A 22,679-nucleotide genomic window follows, 5' to 3' on the forward strand; every position below is an offset into this window, starting at 1 on the left:
GTCGGCGGTTCGAACCCGTCATTCTCCACCATTTTGATTATTAATTAACTGAATAAGCTGGAGGGGTAGCGAAGTGGCTAAACGCGGCGGACTGTAAATCCGCTCCTTCGGGTTCGGCAGTTCGAATCTGCCCCCCTCCACCATCTATATATTGGGCTATAGCCAAGCGGTAAGGCAACGGACTTTGACTCCGTCACTCGTTGGTTCGAATCCAGCTAGCCCAGCCATTAGAGCCATTAGCTCAGTTGGTAGAGCATCTGACTTTTAATCAGAGGGTCAGAGGTTCGAATCCTCTATGGCTCACTACTTGCACTTTCCATTCTTGGGAAGTGCTTTTTTCATTTTTTGAGAATTAGAATGCTAAGGCGTTATGTTATGGCTATTACTTGATTATAGTAAGCGTATACATTATTCTGAAATTATGTATAACAAAGGGGGACGCTTATGACAAAGAAAAAAGGAATTGATATTATTGGTGTACCGTCAACATTTGGACAAAGAAAATTAGGTGTTGATTTAGGACCAACTGCGATTAGATATGCAGGTTTAATACCAAGACTAAAGCAATTAGACCTTGATGTTAATGACAAAGGGGATATTAAGGTATCAGTTGTAGACATTGAAAAATTTCAAAGTGAACAAAAAGGATTAAGAAACTACGATGAAATTATAGATGTTACTCAAAAATTAAATAAAGAAGTATCAGCATCAATTGAAAATAACAGATTTCCTCTAGTTCTTGGTGGAGATCATTCTATTGCGGTAGGTTCAGTATCAGCAATAAGTAAACATTATAATAATTTAGGTGTTATTTGGTATGATGCACATGGTGATTTAAATATACCTGAAGAGTCACCAAGTGGAAATATTCACGGTATGCCTCTAAGGATTTTGACAGGTGAAGGTCCTAAAGAACTTTTAGAATTAAATAGTAATGTAATCAAGCCAGAAAACATCGTACTAATTGGTATGAGAGATTTAGATAAAGGTGAAAGACAATTTATCAAAGATCATAATATTAAAACATTTACTATGTCAGATATTGATAAATTGGGGATAAAGGAAGTAATTGAAAATACAATAGAATATTTGAAGTCACGCAATGTTGATGGCGTTCATTTATCTTTAGATGTTGATGCCTTAGATCCACTTGAAACGCCAGGCACAGGTACTAGAGTCTTAGGCGGACTTACATATAGAGAAAGTCATTTTGCGCTGGAATTATTACATCAGTCTCAGTCAGTTACTTCAATGGACTTAGTTGAAGTGAATCCACTTATTGATCATAACAACCATACTGCTGAGCAGGCAGTTTCATTAATTGGAACATTTTTTGGTGAAACTTTATTATAAATAAATGATTTGTAGTGTATAAAGTATATTTTGCTTTTTGCACTACTTTTTTAATTCACTAAAATGATTAAGAGTAGTTATAATCTTTAAAATAAATTTTTTCTATTTAAATATATGTTCGTATGACAGTGATGTAAATGATTGGTATAATGGGTATTATGGAAAAATATTACCCGGAGGAGATGTTATGGATTTTTCCAACTTTTTTCAAAACCTCAGTACGTTAAAAATTGTAACGAGTATCCTTGATTTACTGATAGTTTGGTATGTACTTTATCTTCTCATCACGGTCTTTAAGGGAACTAAAGCGATACAATTACTTAAAGGGATATTAGTAATTGTTATTGGTCAGCAGATAAGTATGATATTGAACTTGACTGCAACATCTAAATTATTTGATATCGTTATTCAATGGGGGGTATTAGCTTTAATAGTAATATTCCAACCAGAAATTAGACGTGCGTTAGAACAACTTGGTAGAGGTAGCTTTTTAAAACGCTATACATCTAATACGTATAGTAAAGATGAAGAGAAACTGATTCAATCGGTTTCAAAGGCTGTGCAATATATGGCTAAAAGACGTATAGGTGCATTAATTGTCTTTGAAAAAGAAACAGGTCTTCAAGATTATATTGAAACAGGTATTGCAATGGATTCAAATATTTCACAAGAACTTTTAATTAATGTCTTTATACCTAATACACCTTTACATGATGGTGCAATGATTATTCAAGGCACGAAGATTGCAGCAGCAGCAAGTTATTTGCCATTGTCTGATAGTCCTAAGATATCTAAAAGTTTGGGTACAAGACATAGAGCAGCGGTTGGTATTTCAGAAGTATCTGATGCATTTACCGTTATTGTATCTGAAGAAACTGGTGATATTTCGGTAACATTTGATGGAAAATTACGCCGAGACATTTCAAACGAAATTTTTGAAGAGTTGCTTGCTGAACATTGGTTTGGCACACGCTTTCAAAAGAAAGGTGTGAAATAATATGCTAGAAAGTAAATGGGGCTTAAGATTTATTGCCTTTCTTTTGGCATTGTTTTTCTTTTTATCTGTTAACAATGTTTTTGGAAATATCTTTAACACTGGTAATCTTGGTCAAAAGTCTAGTAAAACGATTCAAGATGTACCCGTTGAAATTCTTTATAACACTAAAGATTTGCATTTAACAAAAGCGCCTGAAACAGTTAATGTGACTATTTCAGGACCACAATCAAAGATAATAAAAATTGAAAATCCAGAAGATTTAAGAGTAGTGATTGATTTATCAAATGCTAAAGCTGGAAAGTATCAAGAGAAGTATCAAGTTAAAGGGTTAGCTGATGACATTCATTATTCTGTAAAACCTAAATTAGCAAATATTACGCTTGAAAACAAAGTAACTAAAAAGATGACAGTTCAACCTGATGTAAGTCAGAGTGATATTGATCCACTTTATAAAATTACAAAGCAAGAAGTTTCACCACAAACAGTTAAAGTAACAGGTGGAGAAGAACAATTAAATGATATCGCTTATTTAAAAGCCACTTTTAAAACTAATAAAAAGATTAATGGTGACACAAAAGATATCGCAGAAGTAACGGCTTTTGATAAAAAACTGAATAAATTAAATGTATCGATTCAACCTAATGAAGTGAATTTACAAGTTAAAGTAGAGCCTTTTAGCAAAAAGGTTAAAGTAAATGTTAAACAGAAAGGTAGTTTAGCAGATGATAAAGAATTAAGTTCCATTGAATTAGAAGATAAAGAAATTGAAATCTTCGGTAGTCGAGATGACTTACAAAATATAGGCGAAGTTGATGCAGAAGTAGATTTAGATGGTATTTCAGAATCAACTGAAAAGACTGTGAAAATCAATCTGCCTGAACATGTCACTAAAGCAGAACCAAGTGAAACAAAAGCTTATATCAATGTAAAATAAATAGCTAAATTAAAGGAGAGTAAACAATGGGAAAATATTTTGGTACAGACGGAGTAAGAGGTGTCGCAAACCAAGAATTAACACCAGAATTGGCATTTAAATTAGGAAGATACGGTGGCTATGTTCTAGCACATAATAAAGGTGAAAAACACCCACGTGTACTTGTAGGACGCGATACTAGAGTTTCAGGTGAAATGTTAGAGTCAGCATTAATAGCTGGTTTGATTTCAATTGGTGCAGAAGTGATGCGATTAGGTATTATTTCAACACCAGGTGTTGCATATTTAACACGCGATATGGGTGCAGAGTTAGGTGTAATGATATCAGCCTCTCATAATCCAGTTGCAGATAATGGTATTAAATTCTTTGGATCAGATGGTTTTAAACTATCAGATGAACAAGAAAATGAAATTGAAGCATTATTGGATCAAGAAAACCCAGAATTACCAAGACCAGTTGGCAATGATATTGTACATTATTCAGATTACTTTGAAGGGGCACAAAAATATTTGAGCTATTTAAAATCAACAGTAGATGTTAACTTTGAAGGTTTGAAAATTGTTTTAGATGGTGCAAATGGTTCAACATCATCACTAGCGCCATTCTTATTTGGTGATTTAGAGGCAGATACTGAAACAATTGGATGTAGTCCTGATGGATATAATATCAATGAGAAATGTGGCTCTACACATCCTGAAAAATTAGCAGAAAAAGTTGTTGAAACTGAAAGTGATTTTGGGCTAGCATTTGACGGCGATGGAGACAGAATCATAGCAGTAGATGAGAATGGTCAAATCGTTGACGGTGACCAAATTATGTTTATTATTGGTCAAGAAATGCATAAAAATCAAGAATTGAATAATGACATGATTGTTTCTACTGTTATGAGTAACTTAGGTTTTTACAAAGCGCTTGAACAAGAAGGAATTAAATCTAATAAAACTAAAGTTGGCGACAGATATGTAGTAGAAGAAATGCGTCGCGGTAATTATAACTTAGGTGGAGAACAATCTGGACATATCGTTATGATGGATTACAATACAACTGGTGATGGTTTATTAACTGGTATTCAATTAGCTTCAGTAATAAAAATGACTGGTAAATCACTAAGTGAATTAGCTGGACAAATGAAAAAATATCCACAATCATTAATTAACGTACGCGTAACAGATAAATATCGTGTTGAAGAAAATGTTGACGTTAAAGAAGTTATGACTAAAGTAGAAGTAGAAATGAATGGAGAAGGTCGAATTTTAGTAAGACCTTCTGGAACAGAACCAATAGTTCGTGTCATGGTTGAAGCAGCAACTGATGAAGATGCTGAAAGATTTGCACAACAAATAGCTGATGTGGTTCAAGATAAAATGGGATTAGATAAATAATTTCAAGATATAAATCAAACCGATGCTTATGCATCGGTTTTTTTAATTTGACTAAAGCAAGAATATTATTTCGTAAAGACAAAATAATAAAGAACACATAAAAACAAAGTAATCAATATGTAATATAAAATTCACTGGTAAGCAATATATAATGATGATAAAATTAATTTTAATTAGATAGAGTTGCTCTGCCTTTTATAAGATGGAAGCAAACTGTTTATCTTAAAAGTTGATTAAGTGACATCATTTAACAGCGAGAATAATCAACCAGGAGGATGACTTAATGAATTTATTCAGACAACAAAAATTTAGTATCAGAAAATTTAATGTCGGTATTTTTTCAGCTTTAATTGCCACTGTTACATTTATATCTATTAACCCGACAACAGCGTCTGCAGCAGAGCAAAATCAGCCTGCACAAAATCAACCAGCACAACCAGCTGATGCCAGTGCACAGCCTAACGCAAATGCTGGTGCTCAAGCTAATCCTACAGCACAGCCAGCTGCACCTGCAAATCAAGGCGGTCAAGCAGACCCAGCAGCAAATCAAGGTGGACAGGCCACTCCGGCAGCAGGAACAACACAACCAGCAGCAGGAACAACACAACCAGCTGGACAAGGTAATCAAGCTGATCCGAATAACGCTGTACAAGCACAACCTGGAAATCAAGCTGCACCAGCAAACCAAGCAGGTCAAGGAAATAACCAAGCAACACCTAATAATGCAGCGCCTGCAAATCAAACACAGCCAGCAAATGCTCCAGCAGCAGCGCAACCAGCTGCACCTGTAGCAGCAAATGCACAACCACAAGATCCAAATGCTAATAATACAGGTGAAGGCAGTATTAATACAACATTAACGTTTGATGACCCTGCCATTTCAACAAACGATAACAGACAGGATCCAACTGTAACGGTTACAGATCATGTAAATGGTTATTCATTAATTAACAATGGTAAGATTGGTTTCGTTAACTCCGAATTAAGACGAAGCGATATGTTTGATAAGAATAACCCTCAAAACTACCAAGCTAGAGGGAATGTAGCTGCATTAGGTCGTGTGAATGCAAATGATTCTACAGATCATGGTAACTTTAACGGTATTTCAAAAACTGTAAATGTAAAACCAGATTCAGAATTAATTATTAACTTTACTACTATGCAAACGAATAGTAAGCAAGGTGCAACAAATTTAGTTATTAAAGATGCTAAGAAAAATACTGAATTAGCAACTGTAAATGTAGCTAAGACTGGTACTGCACATTTATTTAAAGTACCAACAGATGCTGATCGTTTAGATTTACAATTTATTCCTGACAATACAGCAGTTGCTGATGCTTCAAGAATTACAACAAATAAAGATGGTTATAAATACTATTCATTCATTGATAATGTAGGTCTATTCTCAGGTTCTCATTTATATGTCAAAAATAGAGATTTAGCACCGAAAGCAACTAACAATAAAGAATATACTATTAATACTGAAATCGGTAACAATGGTAATTTTGGCGCTTCATTAAAAGCAGATCAATTTAAATATGAAGTAACATTACCACAAGGTGTAACTTACGTTAATGATTCATTAACTACAACATTCCCTAATGGTAATGAAGACAGTACAGTATTGAAAAATATGACTGTCAATTATGATCAAAATGCAAATAAAGTTACATTTACAAGCCAAGGTGTGACAACAGCACGTGGTACACATACGAAAGAAGTTTTATTCCCAGATAAATCTTTAAAATTATCATATAAAGTTAATGTTGCGAATATTGATACACCTAAAAATATTGATTTTAATGAAAAATTAACATATCGTACTGCTTCAGATGTTGTAATTAATAATGCGCAACCAGAAGTTACCCTAACTGCAGATCCATTTTCAGTAGCGGTTGAAATGAACAAAGATGCGTTGCAACAACAAGTTAACTCACAAGTTGATGATAGTCATTATACAACAGCATCAATTGCAGAATACAATAAACTTAAACAACAAGCAGACACTATTTTAAATGAAGATGCGAATCATGTTGAAACTGCAAATCGTGCATCTCAAGCGGATATTGACGGTTTAGTAACAAAATTACAAGCTGCATTAATTGATAATCAAGCAGCAATTGCTGAATTAGATGCTAAAGCACAAGAAAAGGTTACAGCAGCACAACAAAGTAAAAAAGTTACGCAAGATGAAGTGGCAGCACTTGTAACTAAAATTAACAATGATAAAAATAATGCAATCGCAGAAATTAATAAACAAACAACAGCGCAAGGTGTTACAACTGAAAAAGATAATGGTATCGCAGTGTTAGAACAAGATGTAATTACACCAACTGTTAAACCACAAGCGAAACAAGATATTATTCAAGCTGTTACGACACGCAAACAACAAATTAAAAAGTCAAATGCATCATTACAAGATGAAAAAGATGTAGCAAATGATAAAATTGGTAAAATTGAAACAAAGGCAATAAAAGATATTGATGCAGCAACTACAAATGCACAAGTAGAAGCCATTAAAACAAAAGCAATCAATGATATTAATCAAACTGCACCTGCTACAACAGCTAAAGCAGCAGCTCTTGAAGAATTTGACGAAGTTGTTCAAGCACAAATTGATCAAGCACCTTTAAATCCTGATACAACAAATGAAGAAGTAGCGGAGGCCATTGAACGTATTAATAAAGCTAAAGTTTCAGGTGTTAAAGCGATAGAAGCGACAACGACTGCACAAGAGTTAGAACGCGTTAAAAACGAGGAAATATTCAAAATTGAGAATATTACGGACTCAACTCAAACTAAAATGGATGCCTATAAAGAAGTTAAACAAGCTGCTACAGCTAGAAAAGCTCAAAATGCAACAGTTTCAAATGCAACTGATGAAGAAGTAGCAGAGGCAAATGCAGCAGTAGATGCAGCTCAAACAGAAGGTTTACATGACATCCAAGTTGTTAAATCTCAACAAGAAGTGGCTGATACTAAAGCAAAAGTATTAGATAAAATCAATGCCATTCAAACACAAGCAAGAGTTAAACCTGCAGCGGATAGGGAAGTAGACAACGCATATAATACACGTAAACAAGAAATCCAAAATAGTAACGCTTCAACAACAGAAGAAAAAGAAGCGGCATATACGCAATTAGATGCTAAAAAACAAGAGGCAAGAACGAATCTTGATGCTGCAAATACAAACAGTGCTGTAACAACAGCTAAAGACAATGGTATTGCTGCAATTAATCAAGTTCAAGCTGCCACAACTAAGAAATCGGATGCAAAAGCGGAAATCGCTCAAAAAGCAAGTGAACGTAAAACAGCAATCGAAGCAATGAATGATTCGACTACTGAAGAACAACAAGCAGCTAAAGACAAAGTTGATCAAGCAGTAGTTACTGCAAACGCTGACATTGATAATGCCGCAGCAAATACAGATGTGGATAATGCAAAAGCTACAAATGAAGCTACAATTGCAGCCATTACGCCAGATGCAAATGTTAAATCAACAGCGAAACAAGCAATTGCAGATAAAGTACAAGCACAAGAAACAGCAATTGATGCTAATAACGGTGCAACAACAGAAGAAAAAAATGCTGCGAAACAACAAGTTCAAACAGAAAAAACGACAGCTGATGCAGCAATAGATGGTGCACATTCAAATGCAGAAGTAGAAGCGGCTAAAAATGCAGAAATTGCTAAAATTGAAGCAATTCAACCAGCGACAACAACGAAAGATGATGCGAAACAAGCCATAGCTACGAAAGCGAATGAACGTAAAGCAGCCATTGCTCAAACGCAAGACATTACAGCAGAAGAAATTGAAGCGGCTAATGCGAATGTAGATAATGCTGTGACAGAAGCAAATAGCCATATTGAAGCTGCTAATAGTCAAAATGAAGTTGATCAAGCGAAGACAACAGGTGAATCTAGTATTGATCAAGTGACACCAACTGTTAATAAAAAAGCAACAGCGCGTAATGAAATCACTACTGCATTAAACAACAAGTTGCAAGAGATTCAAGCTACACCGGATGCAACAGATGAAGAAAAACAAGAAGCAGATCTTGAAGCTAATACAGAAAATGCTAAAGCAAATCACGCCATCACAGCAGCAACAACAAATGCAGAAGTAGATGATGCAAAAGCGAATGCAGAAGTGGCAATTAACGCTGTAACACCAAAAGTTATGAAGAAACAAGCAGCGAAAGATGAGATCGATCAATTACAAGCAGTACAAACAGCGATTATTAATAACGATCAAAATGCAACAAATGAAGAAAAAGAAGCGGCGATTCAACAACTAGCAACAGCAGTTACAGACGCGAAAAATAACATTACAGCTGCAACTGACAATAATGGGGTAGACACGGCGAAAGATGCAGGTAAAAATTCGATTCAAAGTACACAACCAGCAACAGCAGTTAAATCAAATGCTAAAAATGATGTTGATCAAGCTGTGACAACTCAAAATCAAGCTATTGATAATACAACTGATGCTACAACTGAAGAGAAAAATGCAGCAAAAGATTTAGTTTTAAAAGCTAAAGAAAAAGCATATCAAGATATTTTAAATGCGCAAACGACTAACGATGTTACGCAAATTAAAGATCAAGCAGTTACTGACATTCAAGGTATTACTGCCGATACGACAATTAAAGATGTTGCTAAAGGTGAACTAACAGCAAAAGCAAATGAACAAAAAGCGCTTATTGCACAAACTGCAGATGCGACTACTGAAGAAAAAGAACAAGCAAATCAACAAGTAGACGCACAATTAACACAAGGAAATCAAAATATTGAAAATGCACAGTCAATTGATGACGTAAACACTGCAAAAGATAATGCAATTCAAGCCATCGACCCAATTCAAGCATCAACAGATGTTAAAACGAATGCAAGAGCTGAATTGTTAAATGAAATGCAAAATAAAATAACTGAAATCCTTAATGATAATACGACTACCAATGAAGAAAAAGGTAAAGATATAGGGCCAGTTAGAGCAGCATATGAAGAAGGTTTAAATAATATTAATACATCAACTACAACAGGTGATGTAACAACTGCTAAAGACGCAGCAGTACAAAAAGTTCAACAACTTCATGCAAATCCTGTTAAGAAGCCTTCAGGTAAAACTGCATTAGATCAAGCTGCAGCTGATAAGAAAACACAAATTGAACAAACGCCAAATGCGTCACAACAAGAAATTAATGATGCAAAACAAGAAGTTGATACAGTATTAAATCAAGCGAAAACAAATATTGATCAATCTTCGACTGATGACTATGTAGATGCAGCGGTTAGAGATGGAAAAGCTAAAATTAATGCAGTTAAAACATTTAGTGAGTATAAAAAAGATGCTTTAGCTAAAATTGCAGATGCATATAATGCTAAAGTAAACGAAGCGGATAACTCTAATGCATCGACTTCAAGTGAAATTGCTGAAGCGAAACAAAAACTTGCTGAATTGAAACAAACTGCGGATCAAAACGTTAATCAAGCTACTTCTAAAGATGACATAGAGGTACAAATTCATAATGACTTAGATAATATTAACGATTACACAATTCCAACAGGTAAAAAAGAATCAGCTACAACAGATTTATATGCCTATGCAGATTAGAAGAAAAATAATATTTCAGCTGACACTATTGCAACACAAGATGAAAAACAACAAGCAATCAAGCAAGTTGACCAAAATGTTCAAACTGCATTAGAAAGCATTAATAATGGTGTGGATAATGGTGACGTTGATGATGCATTAACACAAGGTAAAGCGACTATTGATGCAGTTCAAGTTGACGCTTCTGTTAAACCTAAAGCGAACCAAGCTATTGAAGCTAAAGCAGAGGAAACGAAAGAATCTATTGATCAAAGTGACCAGTTAACTGCTGAAGAAAAAACTGAAGCATTAGCAACGATTAAACAAATTACAGATCAAGCTAAACAAGGCATTACTGATGCAGCAACAACTGCCGAAGTTGAAAAAGCGAAAGCTCAAGGACTTGAGGCGTTTGATAACATTCAAATTGACTCAACAGAAAAACAAAAAGCTATCGAAGAATTAGAAACTGCACTAGACCAGATTGAAGCAGGTGTAAATGTCGACTCTGATGCTACAACTGAAGAAAAAGAAGCGTTTACGAATGCTTTAGAAGACATTTTATCAAAAGCAACTGAAGATATTTCTGATCAAACTACAAATGCAGAAATCGCTAATGTCAAAAATAGTGCGCTTGAACAACTTAAAGCACAACGTATTAATCCAGAAGTTAAGAAAAATGCTTTGGAAGCAATTAGAGAAGTGGTTAACAAGCAAATAGAAATAATTAAAAATGCAGATGCAGATGCATCGGCGAAAGAAATTGCACGTACGGATTTAGGTAGATATTTTGACAGATTTGCTGATAAATTAGATAAAACACAAACAAATGCAGAAGTTGATGAATTACAAAATGTAACGATACCTGCAATTGAAGCGATTGTACCTCAGAAGGATCCAAATGCTAATGATACTAATAGTGGTTCAGATAATAATGATGCAACAGCAAATTCAAATACTAATGCAACACCAGAAAATACTGGACAACCTAATGTAACTGAGTCAACAGATAATGCCAATGCAGATACGTCTTCAACAACGACAAATAATCATAATGATTCAGCAACAGGTGAAACAACAGGAACATCAACAAACAATTCATCAACTGATGATGCAAATGATAAACCGACAGCTAATAACAATTCTAGTGTAGATGCATCAACAGACAATTCGGCAACGGGTAATGGTACAACTGATAAACCAGCAACTACTGAGAGCACAGAAACAACATCAACTGCTGATAGAAAAGATAATGCATCTGTAAATGCTTCAAATCAAAATGCTGAAGTAAATAATAGTGCTGAATCTCAACCAATTAATGGCAAGGTTGCACAACCAAAATCTGAAAATAAAGCTAAGGTAGAAAAAGATGGTAGAGATTCAACAAATCAAAGTATGGTCGAATCAACAACTGAAACATTGCCTTCAGCAGACATAACAGAACCAAATGTACCTTCTAATACATCAAAAGATAAAGAGGAAAGTACGTCAAATCAAACTGATGCAGGACAACTTAAGTCTGAAACTAACGTTGCATCTAATGAAGCAGATAAATCGCCAAGCAAAGCTGATACTGCAGTTTCGAATAAACCATCAACATCTGCATCTTCAGAAACAAAAGATAAAGCGACTTCGACTGAGGATAGTCAAAAAGCTGACATGGCAACAGCAGATACAAAAGATAATCAAGCAGCAATTGGTGCAACTGCAGATGTAAACAATAAAGCTACGCAAAACGACGGTGCCAATGCATCTCCAGTAACAGTTTCTAATGGTAGTCATAGTATGCATCATGATATGCTTAAAGTAACTAACACTGACAAACACGAAGCTAAGGCAACATCAGCGCAACAAGGTAAAGAAAATAAAGCAAAACAACAAGCTAAAACTTTACCAGATACTGGTATGTCACATAATGATGATTTACCATATGCTGAATTAGCTCTAGGTGCAGGTATGGCATTCTTAATTAGAAGATTCACTAAGAAAGACCAACAAACTGAAGAATAAAATTTATTTAAGAATGTGAACATCTAGTTATTTCATTGGGAAATATTCCTTACTAAGTAACCAAGTCTAACAGTTAATATGAATTTGTTTTAGTAATGACCAATAGCCATTGAAAAGGTGGCTGTGGCTCGAAAGTAAAACAAACAAATCATTAACGCAAAAATACTCCTTTCATACATAACACAAGTTAAGTGTCTATGTTGAAGGGAGTATTTTTTATGTTCAGAAATGTAATATTGTTAATTCAACGGAACTACTACATTATTACTGATTGTTAACGCATAACGTTGGAAACTTCTTGTTTCAAACAAAGCTCAATAAATTATGAAAGTGAATTGTACGCTTCGATTATTTCATCGGCTAAGCCATCGTCAACTTTAGCATATTCGCTTAAGAACGCTTTTAAATCGTGTTCTTTAATGTAATTATTTTTCTCAACAGTTTCTTGGTCTGCTGTATCATCATACTTTAATAACAATGCAGCTGTATTTAATAAACCAGTGCGTTCTAAATCTTTATTATAAAGATATGTTAATGGCTTTATAATTCTATCTTTAGGGCCAATTTTACGTAACGTACCTCGTCCGACACGTGTTACTTCATCAGATAAATAAGAATTGTTGAAACGGTCTATTATTTTTTCGACATAACCAGCTTGTTCCGCTTCAGTAAAATCAAATTCATTAGTAATATATTGACTTGTTTCAGCTAAAACACGGCGTAAGCCAGCTTCAATTGAACTATCTTTTACAGCGTCTAATACGGTAGCTTTACCTGCAAATTTACCAGCATACGCTAAATATGCATGTCCTGTATTCACAGTTAATAATTTACGCTCAATATATGGTGTTAAATCATCAACATATTTAATATGATTTAGTTCTGGGCCATACCATGCATCTTTTTCAACAACCCATTCGTAAAATGGCTCAACCATAACGTCTAATATATTTTCATTCTTTTGTAATGGTACAATTCTATCAACTGCTGAGTTAGCAAAATGAATATTGTTACCAAGAGGGCCAGTAATATCAAGTACCGCTTTTTTCAATGTATCAGTTGCCATAATAGCATTCTCACAAGCAACAATATTAACATGGTTTGTTTTTTCTTTTAAGAAAGGCGCAAAAGATTTAGCAATAATAGGTAGTATGTTAACACCAACAGCTGTTGTAATAATATCAGCTTCTAGAATTGCTTGTTTCAACGCTTCAGAAGGTTGCATTGAATTAATTGCATCAACATTATTCACACGCGTCGTTGTTTTAGACTCATCAGCTAAAATAACATCGTATTGATGATCATGAGCTAAAGCATTAATGATTTCTTCATTGACGTCTGCAAATGTTACTTTAACATTGTTGTCTGCAAGAATATAACCAATGAAACCACGACCTATGTTACCAGCACCAAAGTGAACTGCTTTCATTATGCATCTGCCTCCTCGAATACTTGTTTAATTTCTTCTGCAGATTTTGCTTGAACGATACGATCGACATTTTCTTCTTCGCTAAATGTTATTGCAATTTTAGATAACAAGTCTAAATGTTCGCCATCTTTACCAGCGATTCCCACGACAACTTTAACTACTTCGCCATCCCAGTCAACGCCTTCAGGGATTTGTAATAATGTTAAACCTGAGTGAATCACATTTGTTTTAGCTTCATCTGTGCCATGAGGAATTGCTAAGCCATTTCCCATAAATGTTGATACGACTTGCTCACGATCTTTCATTGCTTGAATATAAGCATCTGTTACAGCACCACTATCAACTAAGGCTTTACCTGCTTGTTCAATTGCTTCATTTTGGCTGTTAACATTTACATTTAAAAAGATATTGTCATTACTAAATAATTCGCTCATTTTGTACACTCCTAAATAAATTGTTTTTTAATTCATTCTAAAAATTTGTTTCTTAATAATGTTTCAAGTTCCTGTGGATTTTCCATAAAAGTATCAATAGATTCTAATTTCAAACTTAAAAATTCGGACAAGTCACTTACCAGTGATGCCATAAAATCATTGTCAGGAATAAACATGGAAATCATATATTTAATTGTTTGATTGTCATTTTGAATACTAGGCAATGTTAACGGTTCTTCTAAAACTGTGATTAGAATCATAGGGTGTTTAATCATATTGTCTCTTAGATGTGGTATTGCAACAGGATATGGACTTAATATCCATCCAGGATTGTCAATCAATCGTTGCTCTAGTAGTTCAGCGAATGACGTTGGATCGTTTATTACATCGGATTGATATAGATAATCTGCGATATATGTTTGCCACTGTTTAACTTCGGTACTAACTATTTTCACTGAATCAAGCAAAGTTAAACCCGAACGCATATGATGCATTAATTGTTCTGATTTTTCGTCACTTAAATGTTTTTCGAAAATTGAAGTTAAGTATGAAGTTTGTTCATTTTCAAAAGATGTGTTGCCATCAATATCTTTCGTTTCAACATGAACATCATTCTTATCAATCATGTTTGATGATTGATCATGCGTCTCTTGGAACGTAGACTTTGTATTTAAAAACTGTGCGACATAACTGATATCACTATCTGGTAATAATGGGTTTACCGTTAAATAGGGGGAGTCGATGTCTAAATTCACAGTAGAAATAATGCCATCATATTGACTTAAATCTAGTGACTTCAAATCGCTGACTGATGCTTGTGTAATACACTCAATCTCACTAAAAACTTGCTCTAGACGAGTTGATAATAGACGGCTAGTTCCCATACCACTGCTGCAAACGACTAATATGTTTAAAAAACGATTACCTTGGTTTTTAATCGAGCCACCAAAGTGTAAAACTATAAAAGCAATTTCACTCTCTGGAAAAATCAAATCAGGCCAACTATCATTTAAAGCTAATCTTACATTTTCAAATAGTCTTGGATATTTGAACTTAATCATGTCTGTTAACGGATTATAGGTCTCGATATTAGCTTGCAAACGATTGATTGCAGGATTAAGGTGTAGCGTCAGTCCATCAACTAAAGTATCCAAATCTGCAAATGTCATACCTGAAATCATTTCTACTTTTTTAACAAACGCTTTAATTTTGTTCTCTTCACAACGATTATTTACTGATGTATCATTAAGATTTTTTCGTTTAGCTCCACGTAAATGGATAGTAATGAAAGCAATTTCTGCCTGATTAAACGTGACGTCATATATTTGACCAAGTTTATCAGCAAGTTCGCTTGCTACTTTGTGTTCAAATGTGTTTTGTACAGAATCATAAATATCGTCGTTTAATGCGACATACTCTCCATTTTTTATACGTGAAATGGATAGCACGATATGGACAGTTAAAGTTAAATAACTTGATTCGGTAAGTTGGTAGGGTAAGGCACTTAGGTAGTCCATTAATAGTCTTTCAACATTAAAAATACGCTCTAAGTCAACAAAGTCTTTGTGGATTTGATTTAATGAATGAAAGACAAAATGATTTTCTATTACTGAATAAACGCTAGTACTATTTAAGTTATTCACCATTAATTGACTTAAAAATTCACGTTTCTTTGATTCAGTACCTACCAAGTAAATACCTTCGCCACGCTTTCGAGATAAAGATAGTTGGTACTTATTTAAATCGAGCTCTAAATCATCTAACATCTTTGCTAAAGTCTGGACAGAAACGCCAATTTCTTGCGCTAAACTATATTGTTTAACTGGCTCCTTGGCTTGTATCAAAGCGTATATAATAATTACTTTCTGCTCTTCAACAGATAAGTCAATGGTTTGATGTTTTGCGATTGATTGCTTCAAATCGTTTAAATCAGACTCTTCGCCAGCAATGCGTAGCCCTTTTTTGTTTGCGCGTTCTAAAGTTAATGAAAATGAAGTTAAATATGCTTCAACACCTTTTAATTCACGGTGAATAGTACGAGAGGACACCGCAAGTTGCTGAGCAATGTCGTGTATAGTGATATATTGACCGTGGTACTTAATCAATAGGGCTATCATTTCTTTTTCACGTGTACTCAATAACATGGCGGTATCCTCCATTTTTTAATTTATTTAATTATTATGCTTGATCATCTTTTTTTAGATTATTTAAAAGTTCTTCATATCTTGGTGAATTAAGGAAATTATCCACTGATATATGGATGGCATTTGGTGTTTGTTTAATAGCACGATCAGTTAGTTTTTTCTGAGTGATAACTAATTGAGCATCTTTTGGCAATTGATTAATCGCAGTATTTGTTACAGTAATATCATTAATGCCTGCTTTTTTGAATTTGTTGCGTAACATACTTGCACCCATTGCACTAGAACCCATACCCGCATCGCAGGCAAATATAACATGGTCTATATTATTGTAATTGTGTGCATCAACATCTTCAGTATTGTAATTATCCAATAATGCTTCAGGATCATCCTCTAATGTAGATGTTACATCCGCATTCGTTTTTGCTTCAGTACTTGCATTCGCTTCAACTTCTGCATCTTTATCAGAAGATACTAACTTAGATGCAACACTAGATTTTTTACCTTTAGTAGTTTCCATTTGAGCAGTTGCAGCTTCTAAATCTTGTTTAGGTTCTTTAGTGAACTTCATAATTAAAGCTGCTACGACAAATGATACAAGTGCAGCAAGGAATACACCGAGTAACATGTGCAAGAACTCACCTCTAGGTGCATTTAAACAGTAAACAATAAATGAACCTGGTGACGCTGGACTTTTAAATCCAAATCCTGTTGCTTGATAAGTTGCAACACCAGTCATTCCGCCTAAAATAACAGCGATGAATAATAAAGGACGCATTAATACATATGGGAAATAAATTTCATGAATACCACCGAAGAAGTGGATAATTCCAGCACCATATGACGTTGCTTTTGCAGTACCTTTCCCAAAAATCATATAAGCAAGTAAAATTCCTAAACCTGGTCCAGGGTTAGATTCAATTGTGTATAAAATAGATTGACCAGCTTTTGCAGCTTGATCTGCACCAAGTGGTGTGAATACACCATGGTTAATCGCATTGTTTAAAAATACAATTTTTGCAGGTTCTACTAAAATACTTACAAGTGGAAGTAGGTGAGCATGTACTAATGCTTCAACTGCCACTGATAAAATATGCATAATAAATTTCATAAGTGGTGCTAAAATTTTAAATCCTGCAATTGTCATGATAAATCCTAAAATACCAGCTGAAAAATTATTAAATAGCATTTCAAAACCTTGTGGTGTTCTAGGTTGGATCAATTGGTCTGTCTTTTTCATTAACCAACCAACAAGTGGACCCATAATCATAGCGCCAAGTAACATTGGTGTATCAGGTAATGCAACGATGACCCCCATAGTTGCCGTTGCTGCGATGATACCACCACGTAAATCATAAATTAAACGACCACCACTAAATGCGATTAATAATGGGATTAAGTACGTAATCATTGGTCCAGCTAAAGTAGCTAAATCTTTATTAGGTAACCAACCATTATCTATAAAAATGGCCGCGATAAAACCCCAAGCGATGAAAGCCCCAATTTTTGGCATAATCATACTACTTAAGAATGAGCCAAATGCTTGAACACGACGTCCTATACCTTTTTTCTCTTCAGTTTGTGACATATTTACACCTCTTTTTTAATATATGTGACTATATATAGTGTATAGAGCCGTTACTTTTTACTCAATATAAACAAAAATCAACTTTGTCAAAATAAATGTGACAAAATTAAATAAAGTGTCATAAATGTGACGGTATAGATATTTTGAAAAAGTAAAACAAAAAAATTGTTTTAGGATTTTTAAAGTTTTATTGTGAAAATATTTGCAAAACAAAACAACACCGTTGTACAATAATGATTAATGGAAAGGGGGAAAGTTCGGCAGTACAGTTAAAGCGCCTGTGCAAATAAATATTTGTATTTGAAGATTAAAGGTTAATATATGAGTGGCCTTTATAGAGTGCAATATATGTATTTGTAGACGAGGAGGATAGTGATCGAATAGATCGGCGGATGCTATCCCGGATGTGGCTCATTCGTTAGCTTATTAAGTAAAACATTAGGGTGACTTAATGGACAAAGTTAATAAGATCGCCAGAAATTGAATATAAAAAATATTAATATGGAAAGTACAGTGTGAGCAATTTGTATAGTTGTAAAAATAACTATGCTTAATTTGTTATGGATGAATGCGATGATAGCATGTTCCTATTTATATTATGAAAGCAGATTGTCAATCTAAATTATCGGCAATAAATCATAATTTACGCGTACTATTCCAATATGGAGGAAAATGTCGTTATGTGTGGAATTGTTGGTTATATTGGCTATGATAATGCCAAAGAATTATTATTAAAAGGTTTAGAAAAATTAGAATACAGAGGTTATGACTCTGCAGGTATCGCAGTAGTAAATGATGATAATACAACTGTATTTAAAGAAAAAGGTCGTATTGCAGAATTACGTAAAGTTGCTGATAGTAGCGATTTTGATGGACCTGTTGGAATCGGTCACACACGTTGGGCAACACACGGTGTACCGAATCATGAAAACTCTCATCCACATCAATCATCAAATGGCCGTTTTACTCTAGTTCATAACGGTGTTATTGAAAACTATGAAGAGTTAAAAGGTGAATACTTACAAGGTGTATCATTCATTTCAGAAACAGATACAGAAGTTATCGTTCAATTAGTTGAATACTTTTCAAATCAAGGACTTTCAACTGAAGAAGCATTTACAAAAGTTGTGTCATTATTACATGGTTCATATGCATTAGGTTTATTAGATGCTGAAGACAAAGACACAATCTATGTTGCTAAAAATAAATCACCATTATTATTAGGTGTTGGTGAAGGTTTCAATGTTATCGCATCAGATGCACTTGCAATGTTACAAGTGACAAGCGAATATAAAGAAATCCATGACCATGAAATCGTTATTGTTAAAAAAGATGAAGTTATTATTAAAGATGCAGATGGAAACGTTGTAGAACGTGATTCATATATTGCTGAAATTGATGCATCAGATGCTGAAAAAGGTGTTTATGCACACTACATGTTAAAAGAAATTCATGAACAACCAGCAGTAATGCGTCGTATTATTCAAGAATATCAAGATGCAGAAGGTAACTTGAAAATTGATCAAGACATCATCAATGATGTTAAAGAAGCAGACCGCATTTACGTTATTGCAGCAGGTACAAGCTACCATGCAGGTTTAGTAGGTAAAGAATTTTTAGAAAAATGGGCTGGTGTACCAACTGAAGTACATGTTGCATCTGAGTTTGTATATAACATGCCATTATTATCTGAAAAACCACTATTTGTATATATTTCTCAATCAGGTGAAACTGCAGATAGCCGTGCAGTATTAGTTGAAACTAATAAATTAGGTCATAAATCATTAACAATCACTAATGTTGCAGGTTCAACTTTATCACGTGAAGCAGACCACACATTGTTATTACACGCGGGTCCTGAAATCGCAGTTGCATCTACAAAAGCATATACTGCACAAATTGCAGTATTATCAATCTTGTCTCAAATCGTTGCAAAAGAGCACGGTCGTGAAGCAGATATTGATTTATTGAGAGAATTAGCAAAAGTAACAACAGCAATTGAAGCGATTGTTGACGATGCACCAATTATGGAACAAATTGCGACAGATTTCTTAGAAACAACACGCAATGCATTCTTTATCGGACGTACTATTGACTATAACGTAAGTTTAGAAGGTGCGTTAAAACTTAAAGAAATCTCTTACATTCAAGCTGAAGGTTTTGCAGGTGGCGAACTTAAACACGGTACAATTGCCTTAATCGAAGAAGGTACACCAGTTGTAGGTTTAGCAACGCAAGAGAAAGTTAATTTATCAATTCGTGGTAACGTTAAAGAGGTAGTAGCACGTGGTGCGCACCCATGTATCATTTCTATGGAAGGTCTTGAAAAAGAAGGCGACACTTATGTCATTCCACATGTACATGAATTATTAACACCATTAGTGTCTGTAGTTGCATTACAATTAATTTCATATTATGCAGCATTGCACAGAGATTTAGATGTAGATAAACCACGTAACCTTGCTAAATCAGTCACTGTAGAATAATTCACTGCTTTTTGAAACAAGCATGCATTAAAATTAAAGTATATGGCACCCTTTTAGATTAATCGACTAGAAGGGTGCTTTTTTAGGTCGATTTAGCTTTTACTTCATCTTAATTCGGCAGTAAAATGCAAAAATGAAGCAGTTTATTTATTTAAATAGTCTGACAATTAAGAGTGGTATGTTAATATGATTTTATGAGAAGTATGGAGTAGCAATAAAGGGGTGACCTCGCATGTTAATTCAATTAGAACAAGTTGGGCGAATGAAGCAAGGAAAAACAATTTTAAAAAATATTTCTTGGCAAATTGCTAAAGGTGACAAATGGATATTATATGGATTGAATGGTGCTGGTAAGACAACGCTATTAAATATATTAAATGCGTATGAACCTGCGACAACTGGCGGTGTTAATCTATTTGGTAAAATGCCAGGCAAGGTAGGGTATTCTGCAGAGACTGTACGACAACATATAGGTTTTGTATCTCATAGTTTACTGGAAAAGTTTCAAGAGGGTGAAAGAGTAATCGATGTGGTGATAAGCGGTGCTTTTAAATCAATTGGTGTTTATCAAGATATTGATGATAAGGTACGTAATGAAGCACATCAATTACTTAAATTAGTTGGAATGTCTGCTAAAGCGCAACAATATATTGGTTATTTATCTACAGGTGAAAAACAACGAGTGATGATTGCGCGAGCTTTAATGGGGCAACCCCAGGTTTTAATTTTAGATGAGCCAGCAGCTGGTTTAGACTTTATTGCACGAGAATCGTTGTTAAGTATACTTGACTCATTGTCAGATTCATATCCAACGCTTGCGATGATTTATGTGACGCACTTTATTGAAGAAATTACTGGTAACTTTACTAAAATTTTGTTATTAAAAGATGGGGAAAGTGTACAACAAGGATTAATAGATGATATTTTGACATCTGAAAACATGTCTTATTTCTTCCGGAAAAAAGTAGCAGTTCAAAGGTGGAATAATCGATTTTCTATGGCGATGTTAGAGTAAATATTTTGCAAATACTAACTAATAATGACAAAATTTAATTAAGCTAAAATTGACAGTGGAGGGCAATATGGATAACGTAAAAGCAATATTTTTGGATATGGATGGTACAATTTTACATGAAAATAATCAAGCATCAACGTATACGAAAGATGTCATTAATCGATTGATAGAGAAAGGATATAAAGTATTTTTGGCGACTGGACGTTCGCATTCTGAAATACATCAACTTGTACCACAAGATTTTGCGGTAAATGGCATCATTAGTTCAAATGGAACCATTGGAGAAGTAGATGGAGAAATTATCTTCAAACATGGTTTATCATTGGCTCAAGTGCAACAAATTATTAATTTAGCTAAGCGCCAACAAATTTATTATGAGGTATTTCCTTTTGAAGGTAATAGAGTTTCTTTAAAAGAAGATGAAACATGGATGCGAGATATGATTCGTAGTCAAGATCCTATTAATGGCGTAAGTCATAGTGAATGGTCTTCAAGACAAGATGCGCTTGCTGGTAAGATAGATTGGGTAACTAAGTTTCCTGAAGGTGAATATTCAAAAATTTATCTATTCAGTTCGAATTTAGAAAAAATAACAGCATTTAGAAATGAATTAAAGCAAAATCATGTGCAACTACAGATTAGTGTTTCAAATTCATCAAGATTTAATGCGGAAACAATGGCTTATCAAACTGATAAAGGTACAGGCATTAAAGAAATGATTGAACATTTTGGCATCAATCAAGAAGAAACGTTAGTTATTGGAGATAGCGACAATGATAGAGCAATGTTTGAATTTGGACATTACACAGTCGCAATGAAAAATGCACGCCCTGAAATCCAAGCATTAACTTCAGATGTAACGGCATATACGAATGAAGAGGATGGCGCAGCAAAATATTTAGCAAAGCATTTTTTAGCTGATTAATTGGTGTTTTAATAATTAATTTAAAATAGTTGATGAGCAATATACAAAACAGCAGTAAGATATTTTCTGATTAAAAAATATCTTACTGCTGTTTTTTACGGATTTATGTGCCAGCCTCTTGTATACTAGAAATCCAGACGCTTGTGTTATTTCTTCTTTTTATTGTTCTTTTCCATATACGGTATAAAGAAGATTACAAATAGTGCACAAGCGATAGCGATGATTGAACCATATGTCATCTTTACCTCTCCTTTTTATGTTGAGTGGATATAAGTTTAAACTAATATTAAAATATCATATGACATCAACTATAGCTGTATTAAAAATAGAGGAACACAGTTGGATGCTACGCATCAACTGCATAAGAGCCCCTAACAACTAAAGTTTAAGAG

12 protein-coding genes, 3 tRNA genes and 1 pseudogene are annotated in these 22,679 nt (G+C 34.3%); 11 read left to right on the plus strand and 5 right to left on the minus strand.

Annotated elements, in window-relative coordinates; all coding sequences use genetic code 11:
* Window positions 1-59: 59 nt before the first annotated feature.
* The 8 genes and pseudogenes from HMPREF2658_RS06465 to fmtB all read left to right on the plus strand — a co-directional run bounded on the left by HMPREF2658_RS06465 (window position 60) and on the right by fmtB (window position 12,269).
* A tRNA-Tyr gene (locus HMPREF2658_RS06465) sits at window positions 60-143 on the plus strand.
* A gap of 9 nt (window positions 144-152) precedes the next feature.
* Window positions 153-227 (plus strand) — tRNA-Gln (locus HMPREF2658_RS06470).
* A gap of 3 nt (window positions 228-230) precedes the next feature.
* Window positions 231-303 (plus strand) — tRNA-Lys (locus HMPREF2658_RS06475).
* Window positions 304-444: 141 nt separating this feature from the next.
* Entirely contained in the window at window positions 445-1,353 is a 909-nt protein-coding gene (rocF, locus tag HMPREF2658_RS06480) for an arginase (protein WP_000162593.1), read from the plus strand.
* A 187-nt stretch (window positions 1,354-1,540) separates the two neighbouring features.
* Window positions 1,541-2,350 carry a diadenylate cyclase CdaA gene (cdaA, locus tag HMPREF2658_RS06485; protein WP_000347896.1) on the plus strand — a complete coding sequence of 270 codons (810 nt, stop codon included), beginning with the start codon at window positions 1,541-1,543 and terminating at the stop codon, window positions 2,348-2,350.
* 1 nt (window position 2,351) lies between these two features.
* Window positions 2,352-3,284 (plus strand): CdaR family protein, encoded by a 933-nt coding sequence (locus HMPREF2658_RS06490; protein WP_000894031.1) that lies wholly within the window; start codon window positions 2,352-2,354, stop codon window positions 3,282-3,284.
* Between the two features lie 26 nt (window positions 3,285-3,310).
* Entirely contained in the window at window positions 3,311-4,666 is a 1,356-nt protein-coding gene (gene glmM, locus HMPREF2658_RS06495) for a phosphoglucosamine mutase (protein ID WP_070854261.1), read from the plus strand.
* Between the two features lie 283 nt (window positions 4,667-4,949).
* Window positions 4,950-12,269: pseudogene (fmtB, locus tag HMPREF2658_RS06500) on the plus strand (LPXTG-anchored DUF1542 repeat protein FmtB).
* A 322-nt stretch (window positions 12,270-12,591) separates the two neighbouring features.
* Here fmtB and HMPREF2658_RS06505 read toward each other — a convergent pair.
* The 4 genes from HMPREF2658_RS06505 to HMPREF2658_RS06520 are packed head-to-tail and all read right to left on the minus strand — an operon-like array spanning window position 12,592 to window position 17,861.
* Window positions 12,592-13,698: a mannitol-1-phosphate 5-dehydrogenase gene (locus HMPREF2658_RS06505; RefSeq protein ID WP_000648721.1), complete on the minus strand. Its 1,107-nt coding sequence runs from the start codon at window positions 13,696-13,698 to the stop codon at window positions 12,592-12,594.
* The gene (locus tag HMPREF2658_RS06510; protein WP_001292154.1) at window positions 13,698-14,132 is read right to left on the minus strand and encodes a PTS mannitol transporter subunit IIA; all 435 of its coding nucleotides are present in this window, start codon (window positions 14,130-14,132) and stop codon (window positions 13,698-13,700) included. The genes HMPREF2658_RS06505 and HMPREF2658_RS06510 overlap by 1 nt, the downstream gene beginning before the upstream one ends.
* Window positions 14,133-14,164: 32 nt before the next feature.
* Window positions 14,165-16,276: a BglG family transcription antiterminator gene (locus HMPREF2658_RS06515; RefSeq protein WP_070854263.1), complete on the minus strand. Its 2,112-nt coding sequence runs from the start codon at window positions 16,274-16,276 to the stop codon at window positions 14,165-14,167.
* A 34-nt stretch (window positions 16,277-16,310) separates the two neighbouring features.
* On the minus strand, window positions 16,311-17,861 hold the full coding sequence (locus HMPREF2658_RS06520; protein ID WP_070854265.1) for a PTS mannitol transporter subunit IIBC: 1,551 nt from the start codon (window positions 17,859-17,861) through the stop codon (window positions 16,311-16,313).
* A 680-nt stretch (window positions 17,862-18,541) separates the two neighbouring features.
* On the opposite strand from HMPREF2658_RS06520, the gene glmS reads away from it, so the two are divergent.
* From glmS to HMPREF2658_RS06535, 3 genes are all read left to right on the plus strand, one after another.
* Window positions 18,542-20,347 carry a glutamine--fructose-6-phosphate transaminase (isomerizing) gene (gene glmS, locus HMPREF2658_RS06525; protein ID WP_000334465.1) on the plus strand — a complete coding sequence of 602 codons (1,806 nt, stop codon included), beginning with the start codon at window positions 18,542-18,544 and terminating at the stop codon, window positions 20,345-20,347.
* A 232-nt stretch (window positions 20,348-20,579) separates the two neighbouring features.
* Window positions 20,580-21,362, plus strand: a complete 783-nt coding sequence (locus HMPREF2658_RS06530; RefSeq protein ID WP_000908197.1) for an ABC transporter ATP-binding protein — start codon at window positions 20,580-20,582, stop codon at window positions 21,360-21,362.
* A 67-nt stretch (window positions 21,363-21,429) separates the two neighbouring features.
* The gene (locus tag HMPREF2658_RS06535; RefSeq protein ID WP_000370934.1) at window positions 21,430-22,287 is read left to right on the plus strand and encodes an HAD family hydrolase; all 858 of its coding nucleotides are present in this window, start codon (window positions 21,430-21,432) and stop codon (window positions 22,285-22,287) included.
* 146 nt (window positions 22,288-22,433) lie between these two features.
* Here HMPREF2658_RS06535 and HMPREF2658_RS06540 read toward each other — a convergent pair whose 3' ends face one another.
* A complete protein-coding gene (locus HMPREF2658_RS06540; RefSeq protein WP_000220897.1) occupies window positions 22,434-22,526 on the minus strand; it encodes a hypothetical protein in 93 nt (30 codons plus the stop codon).
* Window positions 22,527-22,679 lie beyond the last annotated feature (153 nt).

It is taken from the genome of Staphylococcus sp. HMSC062H10, from assembly GCF_001836945.1.
GTDB classification, from domain to species: Bacteria; Bacillota; Bacilli; order Staphylococcales; family Staphylococcaceae; genus Staphylococcus; species Staphylococcus aureus.

Bases quoted from the DNA above. Each gene is read 5' to 3' on its own strand.
- HMPREF2658_RS06505 (WP_000648721.1), bottom strand. From the start codon at position 13,698: ATGAAAGCAGTTCACTTTGGTGCTGGTAACATAGGTCGTGGTTTCATT.
- HMPREF2658_RS06535 (WP_000370934.1), top strand. From the start codon at position 21,430: ATGGATAACGTAAAAGCAATATTTTTGGATATGGATGGTACAATTTTA.
- HMPREF2658_RS06520 (WP_070854265.1), bottom strand. From the start codon at position 17,861: ATGTCACAAACTGAAGAGAAAAAAGGTATAGGACGTCGTGTTCAAGCA.
- rocF (WP_000162593.1), top strand. From the start codon at position 445: ATGACAAAGAAAAAAGGAATTGATATTATTGGTGTACCGTCAACATTT.
- cdaA (WP_000347896.1), top strand. From the start codon at position 1,541: ATGGATTTTTCCAACTTTTTTCAAAACCTCAGTACGTTAAAAATTGTA.
- glmM (WP_070854261.1), top strand. From the start codon at position 3,311: ATGGGAAAATATTTTGGTACAGACGGAGTAAGAGGTGTCGCAAACCAA.
- HMPREF2658_RS06510 (WP_001292154.1), bottom strand. From the start codon at position 14,132: ATGAGCGAATTATTTAGTAATGACAATATCTTTTTAAATGTAAATGTT.
- HMPREF2658_RS06515 (WP_070854263.1), bottom strand. From the start codon at position 16,276: ATGTTATTGAGTACACGTGAAAAAGAAATGATAGCCCTATTGATTAAG.
- HMPREF2658_RS06530 (WP_000908197.1), top strand. From the start codon at position 20,580: ATGTTAATTCAATTAGAACAAGTTGGGCGAATGAAGCAAGGAAAAACA.
- glmS (WP_000334465.1), top strand. From the start codon at position 18,542: ATGTGTGGAATTGTTGGTTATATTGGCTATGATAATGCCAAAGAATTA.
- HMPREF2658_RS06540 (WP_000220897.1), bottom strand. From the start codon at position 22,526: ATGACATATGGTTCAATCATCGCTATCGCTTGTGCACTATTTGTAATC.
- HMPREF2658_RS06490 (WP_000894031.1), top strand. From the start codon at position 2,352: ATGCTAGAAAGTAAATGGGGCTTAAGATTTATTGCCTTTCTTTTGGCA.